This is a genomic window from Streptomyces sp. NPDC037301 (assembly GCF_055602785.1).
This window is the reverse complement of record NZ_JBVJWD010000086.1, coordinates 9,807-18,519: the sequence shown is the minus strand read 5'-3', so window position 1 is coordinate 18,519 and position 8,713 is coordinate 9,807. Positions and strand designations below refer to the sequence as shown.

The following is an 8,713-nucleotide window of genomic DNA, read 5'->3' as shown; positions in this document are numbered from 1 at the left end:
CAGCTACCTTGCCGGCCTCCACCTGCGCGCCTCGATGATCTGGATCAAAGACCTCACCCCGACCATCCGGTGATCACGACTCGATACACGCCCTAAGGGGATCCCATGCCACAGCACACACCGCCGGCACGCCCGATATCCCGGGCTCGACGCCGCCGTCCTCACACTCGATCGCGTGGTGCAACACGGCGTTGCCTCCCACGTCACGGACATGTTCGCTACGCTCAGCCGCAGGTCAACGCCATTGCGGACACCTCGTCGGCCGGAAACCTGCAGGAGGCGGTTGACTGGGACAAGTACGGCCACCGGCAGCTTGGTAGGGCGATGGCCGACCTGGACATGGACGCGGTGCCGATCCCGCCCTCCGGCTCCGGCTATCCGCCGATGCTTCTCTACTGGCGGGAGACCATGGGGCGGTGGAGCCATTGGAACACGGACTTCGCGCAGGAAACGCTGCACGGCTTCGGGGCCGCGGTCATCGATGTCGGCCTGCCCGCCCCGCTCGCGGTGATCAGCGCGCATCTGAACCCGTTCGTCGCCGACAAGGCACGTGACGAGGCGAAACTGCTCACAACACGGGCGCTTCGGTACGGGCCCTATGGCCTCGTGGCCGGCGACCTGAACTACCCGCCCTCGAACCCGGGCAACGCCTCCCCCGACTACGCGGCGATGCGTCCGTACAACAAATCGGCGAGGACGCGGCTGCCGTCCGAGGTCGGAGGCCAGCTGGTCCCGGACCGGCGAGTAACCGAAATACTGGAGTACAGCGGTTTCACCGACGCGGCGTGGAAGCTCTACGAAGACACCGGCGACAAGGGTCTTCTCCGGCGCACCGCGACGGACGACCGGATCGACCAGCTATGGGTGTCCGAGCCTCTGCGGGACACGGTCGTCAGCTACGACGTGCTGGATACTCCCAAGGGCGCCTCGGACCATTACGGCCTGGTGGTGCGCATCGACCTTGATCGCGCGAAGACCGACAATGTGTGGGAGTACCGGTAGTGGCTGATCAGATGGCCCCGGACGACATCCTCCGTGCCTGCGGCTACCTCAAAGCGGTCTGGAAGGAGGATGCGTCAGACATGGCGGCGCTCCTGGACCACGGCTCCGGTGAGACGAGCACGCCGATCCTGGTCACGCAGCTCGGCGAAAGCATCATGCAGCTTTTGTTGCCCAGCGAGTTCAACATCCACGACGGCCTGAACGCCCCGGAGGTGCAGGCTGCTACGGAGAAGCTGGGCGCCGACCCGACCGTCCGCTTCTCCATTGCGCTCTTCGAGACACTCAAGGCGATCGCGCCGACCGCGACTCCGGCACAGTCGGAGACCATCGCCCGCGCCATCATCAGCATCGGCGACGCCGCCCCGGACGACATCCTGCCGCTGCTCACTCACCTGCGTCAGGCCACACTCCAGCGCATGGGCGGCGAGCCCGCGTAGGGAGCCCCGGGAACGCGCCTTCTCCCGCTCAGGTACCGAGGCGGCAGGAGCGCCACCGCCTGCTGCCCCGACTGATCAGCCCACGGGCCTCCAACCGACCGAGTTGGTAGGCGACGGAGCCGGCACTGGAAAAGACCGACCAGCTCACCGATCTGCCGGACGGCCGGGCCCTCGCCATACTCAGCGATCCAGTCCCGGTGGCACCCGTGCATGCCCGCCGAGTGCGCGGTACTCGCCGGGGTGAGAAGTGAGTTGGCTGCCCCCGTTCGCAAACGATCTCTGCGTTCCGCGAGGAGGCCGGCGAGCCGTTGCGATGGCTCCTCGATGAAATCGGTCGCCGGCTGACTGTCGAAGGATGCCTGGGCGGCGAGGCGGGCCGCTTTTGCGCGACACGCTGAGTGATGGCATTGTTGCAATTGGTCACCACGAGGGCAGGTGGCGGATCCCATCCTCTGCCCGGAGTTGTGACAAATCCCGTGCACTGCCCGCCCACTCGCACGTGATCAGGGATGGGCTGTGGCGGGCCCGTGAACAACACCTACGCAGAGGCGGTAGCTGTCCCATGGCACAGGAAGCCAGGATCGACGTCGAACTGACGTGGAAGCAGGCCGAGGAGAAGTCCTCGGCGGACAAGGTCGCGGAGTTCGCCAAGAACCTGCCGCAGGGCCCTTGGTTCGGCACCCCGACGGGCGTGGCGCGCGACAGCGACCGGCAGCCGAAGCACACCTGGCCGCTTCGGTCCGCCCGACCGTACCGGCGGGAGGTGGCCGTCGGTGAGGCTGCGGTATACCTCGCCGACGGCCACGACGAGCTGGAGCGGCCGTTCATCTTCGCGGACGGCTTCAACTACGGCCGCAGTGACCTGCCGGGGCTGTTCGCCCACTTCAACGCGCCCTACCCGGGCAGCAACGTGGGCTTCCTCGAGCAGCTGCTCACCGCGGGCATCGACGTTGTCCTGGTCGGCTTCGAGGAGCGCCACACCTACATCCAGGCCAACGCCGGGGTGGTGATCAGCGCCATCAACAGGGTCATCCAAGAGAGGCAGGGCGGTGAGCCACTGATCGTCGGCGGGGTCAGCATGGGCGGGATCATCACCCGCTACGCCCTCGCCGAGATGGAGAACCAGCACCAGGACCACCAGACCGCGACCTACCTCTCCTGGGACTCCCCACACAACGGCGCCTGGATCCCGCTGATCCTCCAGCAGATGGCCTACTTCTTCGAGTCGCTGCCGGCCAAGCCCGGCAAGGTCAAGGAGGCCGAGCTGATCAGGAGCCCCGCCGCGCAGCAGCTGCTGTACGCATGGATCCCGGACGCGAAGCACGAAGGCCCCGTCGCAACCTCCAGCGACCTGCGCACGCAGTTCCTGGCCGAACTGCGAGACCTCGGCCAGTTCCCGCGACGGCCGCGCAAGCTGGGCGTGGCCAACGGCACCGGCAACGGCACCGGCCGCGACCTGCCGGCCGGCACGGAGGTGTTCAAGCGGCAGGTGCCGCTGGTCGTCTACGCCCAGGCGAACTTCCAGCCCGACGGCGGAACGCGCAAGCCGATCGGTGAGATGCGGGCCGCCGGCCAGGTCCGACGGGGCTTCACCTCGTACGTTCCCGGCCTTGACGGCACGCCCGGTGGCACCCTCGGCTCCTTCGGCAAGATCGCCGCGGCACTCGGGGCTGACATCCCGGAGAAGTACAAGTTCAGCTGCTTCGTCCCCTCCGTCAGTGCGGTCGCGCTGGACTACGACCCGGCCAAGTGGGACGTCGACCCGTACGAGAAGGTCGAGGCAGCCGACGAGAAGAGCGCGCTCGACGAGTTCAAGTGCGACAACGAGAACACCGAGCACAGTCAGGTGACCAAGCCACTGGTCGACTGGATCATGGAACGAATCGTCCACTGATACCAACGACTTGGACAGTGCGGGACTTCGGCGGGCTACCAGCCCGGGGTGGCCGCACTGCGGGCATTCCGGACGGCGGACCGAAGCGCAGGGCTGCTTCGTTCTCGCGGCAGGGTGTCCGGTGGAAGACCACGGCAAGTCGGGGCTGGGACGTGGCCAAGCACGGTGTTCGACGATCGCTCCATCCATGCCACGGAGACTCATCGGCACCGACTTGACCACGTCCCAACCCCTCAGCAGCTCACGCTAGGCACGACTTCTTCGACCGCTTCGACCCTCCGGCTCCCGACGAGGACGCGGTCATCTACACCAGCGCCCCGGACACCGTGCTCCCAGTGGATATCCCCCATGCAGACGCCGCACAGCTCCGCCGCACGGACACCGGACAGATATTCGTCATCACGTAGTCACGGCGGGCGACCAGGTACTTCCGCGCCCAGGGCAGGTCCTCGCGCCAGCGGCCGAAGAACGCCTTCATCGCCGCCTGCGACGGCGGGATCCGCAGCCCGAAGTCACCACGATGCCGTGGCCGGGGTCGATCGGCGACTCCACCACGGCGCCGAGCCGGCCCAGGATCTCGCCCGCGTTCCGCTGCTCCAGGAGCGCGAAGTACCCGTCGATCTTGCCGATCTTGTACTGCATCGTCGGCTGAGCCCGCTTCCCCGGCCCGGCGAAGTACCGATCGACCTCACGGGACGAGAGCTGCCACGGCACCGTGCCGTAGAACTCGCAGACCTCGATCACCGGCTTGATCAGACCGCCCAGCGTCTCCTGCGCCAGCCCGGCCGCGTCCCTGGCCCACTGATACTCCGACAGTGTGTCCAGGAAGGAGCTCTCCTCGTCGAACGCCGAGATCCGCGCCTGCCGCTGGCGCCGTTGGAGCGTTACGACGTCCGCGAGCGCTGCGATCAGCAGGCCCGTAGCGTCGACGGGCGTCTAGATCAGGACGTCAGGGTGACCCACCGACCGGTGCCGCCTGTCTCGACGCATTCCTGATACGGATTCAGCGGACCCGGCTGTTCCCGACAGCTCCAGACGGATCCTGCGGCGTGGACGGTCGTGGCCCCTTCGCCGCCGCTGTTCCAGCTCCGCGTGTAGGCGCTCGCGACCTGGAGTGCTGTGGCGCAGTCCCTGGCGTGGGCCGTCCCCACCGTGAGCCCCGATCTGCCATCGGTGCCGCAGATGATGCCGGCTGCCTCGTCGGCCACGCGAAGGCCCGCGAGCGGCTCGCGGGCCTTCGCGGCGTCAGGCGGCTCCGGGAGGTCGCGGGCGGCCGGGGCCCGGCCGACGGGGCTGTAAGAGGTGGCGGCCGTGGCGGGAGCGACGGTGACCGCGAGACCGGCAACCACCGCGGCGGCCGCGAAGAAGGTGGTGGTACGGCGCAGATGACGAATCATGACCCTCATGCTCGGGCGTACGGGCGCTGGAGAATCGTTCCTGCACAGATGGCGTCACCCAGGCGGGTGGGAAGTCGTACCGGGGGACCCGGCGGCAGAACGTCAGCCGGGCCCGGCTCCGTCGCAGCAATGGCTGCTATGGAACGGGGCGGCATCCGATGGGCCGCCCCGCCAGCCGGAAGATCTACTACTCGCTGCCCGGGAGTGCGAGGAGGTGGTCGACGAAGCTCTTGTAGGCATCAGCCTCCTTATGTGCGATTTGAGCTTCTCTTCCCTGCTCTACAGGTCGGAGGCGAGCTCGGTCTTCATCAGGAAGTCACGCAGGTGCTTCCCGCCGATCCAGCGGCCGAGGTCCTTGGTGGCGGAGGCCTGGTCACTGAAAGCCCCCACGTACGAAAGCACAGTCACGGACTGGGTGGTGCCGGAGGAGTGCGCGGACGAACTCGTAGACCGCGGCCTGAAGACACGCTGAGGATGGCGCATGCCGCGACCGTGTGCCCCGGCGCATAACCTGGTCAGTGCCGTCCTCGCCCTCCACCTCGCCAGGTCAGCGTGAGGTGGAAATGGCTCACTCTGCGCCACCTCCCAGCTCCCCCGGTCATCTGGGAGCTGCCTGGGAGTCCGGGAACCGAAACATGCTGAATGTCTTGGATGTCTAGGCGGTTGATCCCCCTGTTTCCCTGGTGAACGCGCTGGGAGGTGGGAGAGAGCTGAGAGGCCGGGCCCCGGGTCATTACCGCCCGTCACCCTCTGCCTGGCGGGGGCGTTGTGCCGGGCATGGATTGGACGCAGCTACTCAAGGAACTCGCCGACGCGGTGGAGGTACGCAACCGCAGGGTAGTGAGCCTGCGCACCGCCGGATCCCACGTAGCCGAGCTGGCGGCGCAGGCACTCGCAGCCGGCGTCCCGGGCCCGCAGCTGCGCCGGATCCTGGCCACGATGGAACCGTTGGTCGCCCAGGAGCGGCCGCATGTGTGCGGGCAGAGCTGCCGCGTCTGCCACCAGACCCGCCCGCTGATCGGCCGAGGTCCCGACGGGGCTCCCCTGTGCGGGCCCTGCGCTGGAGCTGGCCCGGCCTACGAATGCCAGAGCTGCGGCGACAGCGGAGAGTTCTACCGCCGAGGTTTCTGTGCCCACTGCGTCCTCGACCAGCGCCTGACCAACCTCCTGGCACCCGGCGCGCCCACCGTCCCGCCCCGGCTTGAACCTCTCCGAGCCACGCTTCACGCAGCCAACCGGCCGATCAGCGTGCACCACTGGCTGGACTACCACGGCGTCTCCGAACTCTTCGCATCTCTGGCCGCCGGAGAGGCCGAGATCACTCACAGGAGCCTGGATGCCCTACCCGACAAGCTGACCACCGAATATGCCTGCGATCTCCTCTCAACAGCCGGCGTCCTGCCCACGCGCCACGAAGAAGTCGAACGCCTGCCCCGATGGACCGGCCAGATCCTCGAGCAGGCAGCCGCCAGGCACCGGCAGGTCGTCAGCCTGAGGCTCCCCCGCAGCTCGGGAGTGGCTGACTAGCTGGTCAGAGCGGGTTGACGTGGTTTCAGGTTCACTTGTTCGGTCGCTGCCTGGTCGGCGTAGTACTTCTCCTCGAACTCGATCGGGCTGAGGTAGCCCAGCCGTTTCTGGATGCGGCGGGGGTTGTAGAAGCCGTCGATGTACTCGAAGAGCGCGAGGTTCGCTTCGGCTTTGGTGGCGAAGACGCGGCCGCGGATGCACTCGGTCTTGATGACCATCCACAGGTTCTCCGCCAGGGCATAGTCGAACGAGTCGCCGACCGAGCCCATGGACGCCTGGATACCGGCCCTGACCAGGCGTGTTGTGAGCTTCACGGACGTGTATTGCCGTGGTCGGCGTGGTCGGCGTGGTGAACGAGTTCACCGGGGGCGACTTCGCGGCCGGCCAGGGCATACTCCAGCGAGGTGAGGACCAGGTCGGCGTCCGCGCGGGCGGAGGTCTCCCAGGCGACCACCCGGCGGGAGAACGCGTCGCGGATCGCGGACAGCCACAACGGCCCCTCCCCGGTGGAGATCACGGTCAGGCCGGTAACCCACAGCCGGTTCGGCCCATTCGCGGTGAAGTCGCGTTGCACCAGGGCAGGGGCCAGATCGGCGTCCAGGTCACGGCGAGTGAAACCCGTGCCCCGGCGGGGGCTGATCCCGGCCAGGCCGGCCTCCCGCATAAGCCGCTCGACGCGTTTCCCGCCGACGTGGACGCCCTCACGCTTGAGGACGGCGTGCACGCGAGGTGAGCCGTAGATCCCGCCGGACTCGTCGTGGACCTGCCGGATCCTGCCCGTCAGCTCGGCGTCCCGGCGGCGCCGTTCGCACGGTTCCTTCTCCGCCTGGCGCCACCGGTAGTAGGTGGAGGAGGGGATGTTCAGTTCCCGGAGTACGGGCTCGACCCCCAGATGCGGGTGCTCGTCAACGAGCGCCGTCACCTGGGCCGGGTCGGGTCGAGCTGGGCCGCGAAAAAAGCCGAGGCCGTCCGCAGGACCTCATTCGCACGCTTGAGCTGGGCGTTCTCCTTGCGCAGGGCGACAAGCTCCTCACGCTCGGCGGTGGTGAGCAGGTCGTCGCGTTCGCCGGCGTCGGCCTCGGCCTGGCGGATCCAGTTGCGCAGGGCCTCGTGGTGCACGCCGAGTTCCTCGGCCATGCGGCGGATCACAGGCTTCGGCTCGGCGGTCCGGTACATCCGTACCGCACGCTCACGCAACTCCAGCGGGTACTTCCTCGGCGCAGGCATCATCTGGGCTCCTCTCACGAGACCCATCTGACCTTCTGTCACCCATCCCCGCATCTCGGGGGAACCTCAGCCCCTTCGCTCACTGGTACGTGATCCGCCGCCACCGTGATCGGGCCAGGGGCGGAGCTACTCGTCCCTGTCGAGGACCCGCTCCCTCATCCTGCGCGCACTGGAGCTGCTTGTCTGGCTGGACGACGAAGGTATCGTCCTCGCGGACCTCAACCAGCAGGACCTCGACCGCTGGCTGTCCCTGGGCACCCGGCTGCGCAGGGACGTCCGCCCGTTCCTGCTGTGGGCACACAACCACAAGCTCGCCCGCAGCCTTGACGTTTCGACCCGGCGAGTGGAACAACCCAGCACCTTCCTCGAGGATGACGAGCGCGTGCAGCAACTGCGACGCTGCGTCGAAGACGAGCACCTCCCCCTCACCGCGCGAGTCGTCGGCAGCCTCGTCCTCCTCGGCCTTCAGATCAGCAAGATCTTGAGACTCACCACTGGTGACGTCACGCTGAACGGAAGCACCGCCTGCCTCCGGCTGGACAGCCACTACGTAGACCTGCCGCCCCGCGTCTCGGTCCTTGTCGGCCGACTACTCGAACAAGCCGAATCGGCCTGGCAGAACAACCAGTCCGCCAGCACAACCCCGTGGCTCTTCCCGGGGCACAACCCGGCCCGTCCGCTCCGCCTGGAGACGATCAACATCAAGCTCCGGCAATACGGCCTCAAGGGACTCGCCGGCCGCAACACCGTCCGCCTCGCCGTGACCTCCGACGTTCCAGCGTCGATCCTCGCCGAACTGACAGGCACCAGCGTGAGCAACGCGACCCGATGGGCCACCCTGGCCAAGCGCGACTGGACGGAGTACATCGCCGCCCGCCGGGAGCCAGACGCCTGAGGCTCAAAGAGTCGTACACATCTCGCTTCTGGGATCGTTCGTCACGCGCCGGCCCTCGTGCAGGCCGACCCTGGCGGAGCGGCGCCAGGGCCGTGCGCGCGTGAGGGCGATGGCGATGTCGGGCTCCTCGGCGCCGAGATCGAGGACGGCGACGGCGAGCGCAGGTTGTCCGTTCCCTGCGCAGCGCGCGATCCAGCGGCCGCCCGGGGCGCGGCGTTCGGGCCACTGGGCTCACGGACGCGAATCTGGTCCCGGGGGGGGGGGGGGGGGGGGGGCGGGGAAAGTGAGGTGATTGACCCCGGTTTTCCCCAATGGGGACGGAACCTTCGACTGG

General features: G+C 67.9%; 10 protein-coding genes and 1 pseudogene. 5 read left to right on the top strand and 6 right to left on the bottom strand.

The window, feature by feature from the left end:
* Window positions 1-324 precede the first annotated feature (324 nt).
* The 3 genes from ACZ7IB_RS46340 (at window position 325) to ACZ7IB_RS46330 (ending at window position 3,333) form a co-directional block, all read left to right on the top strand.
* Complete coding sequence (locus tag ACZ7IB_RS46340) at window positions 325-1,002, top strand: endonuclease/exonuclease/phosphatase family protein (RefSeq protein ID WP_470921203.1); 678 nt, start codon at window positions 325-327, stop codon at window positions 1,000-1,002.
* Window positions 1,002-1,439: a hypothetical protein gene (locus tag ACZ7IB_RS46335; protein ID WP_470921202.1), complete on the top strand. Its 438-nt coding sequence runs from the start codon at window positions 1,002-1,004 to the stop codon at window positions 1,437-1,439. Before ACZ7IB_RS46340 ends, ACZ7IB_RS46335 begins: the two co-directional genes overlap by 1 nt.
* 562 nt (window positions 1,440-2,001) lie before the next feature.
* Window positions 2,002-3,333, top strand: a complete 1,332-nt coding sequence (locus tag ACZ7IB_RS46330; RefSeq protein WP_470921201.1) for a lipase family protein — start codon at window positions 2,002-2,004, stop codon at window positions 3,331-3,333.
* A 314-nt stretch (window positions 3,334-3,647) separates the two neighbouring features.
* Here the strand turns inward: ACZ7IB_RS46330 and ACZ7IB_RS46325 are convergent.
* The 3 genes and pseudogenes from ACZ7IB_RS46325 to ACZ7IB_RS46315 all read right to left on the bottom strand — a co-directional run.
* Window positions 3,648-4,248, bottom strand: a pseudogene (locus ACZ7IB_RS46325) (site-specific integrase); the annotation flags it as partial.
* Between the two features lie 26 nt (window positions 4,249-4,274).
* Entirely contained in the window at window positions 4,275-4,730 is a 456-nt protein-coding gene (locus tag ACZ7IB_RS46320; RefSeq protein WP_470921199.1) for a hypothetical protein, read from the bottom strand.
* A 279-nt stretch (window positions 4,731-5,009) separates the two neighbouring features.
* Window positions 5,010-5,138: a hypothetical protein gene (locus tag ACZ7IB_RS46315; RefSeq protein ID WP_470921198.1), complete on the bottom strand. Its 129-nt coding sequence runs from the start codon at window positions 5,136-5,138 to the stop codon at window positions 5,010-5,012.
* A 369-nt stretch (window positions 5,139-5,507) separates the two neighbouring features.
* Between ACZ7IB_RS46315 and ACZ7IB_RS46310 the strand changes: the two genes are divergently transcribed.
* On the top strand, window positions 5,508-6,257 hold the full coding sequence (locus tag ACZ7IB_RS46310) for a hypothetical protein (RefSeq protein ID WP_470921196.1): 750 nt from the start codon (window positions 5,508-5,510) through the stop codon (window positions 6,255-6,257).
* Here ACZ7IB_RS46310 and ACZ7IB_RS46305 read toward each other — a convergent pair.
* The 3 genes from ACZ7IB_RS46305 to ACZ7IB_RS46295 are packed head-to-tail and all read right to left on the bottom strand — an operon-like array spanning window position 6,254 to window position 7,487.
* Complete coding sequence (locus ACZ7IB_RS46305; protein WP_470921195.1) at window positions 6,254-6,571, bottom strand: IS3 family transposase; 318 nt, start codon at window positions 6,569-6,571, stop codon at window positions 6,254-6,256. The genes ACZ7IB_RS46310 and ACZ7IB_RS46305 overlap by 4 nt on opposite strands.
* A complete protein-coding gene (locus tag ACZ7IB_RS46300) occupies window positions 6,568-7,179 on the bottom strand; it encodes an IS3 family transposase (protein WP_470921194.1) in 612 nt (203 codons plus the stop codon). Before ACZ7IB_RS46300 ends, ACZ7IB_RS46305 begins: the two co-directional genes overlap by 4 nt.
* A complete protein-coding gene (locus ACZ7IB_RS46295) occupies window positions 7,176-7,487 on the bottom strand; it encodes a transposase (RefSeq protein WP_470921192.1) in 312 nt (103 codons plus the stop codon). The genes ACZ7IB_RS46300 and ACZ7IB_RS46295 overlap by 4 nt, the downstream gene beginning before the upstream one ends.
* 379 nt (window positions 7,488-7,866) lie before the next feature.
* On the opposite strand from ACZ7IB_RS46295, the gene ACZ7IB_RS46290 reads away from it, so the two are divergent.
* Window positions 7,867-8,379 (top strand): hypothetical protein, encoded by a 513-nt coding sequence (locus ACZ7IB_RS46290; RefSeq protein WP_470921190.1) that lies wholly within the window; start codon window positions 7,867-7,869, stop codon window positions 8,377-8,379.
* Window positions 8,380-8,713 lie beyond the last annotated feature (334 nt).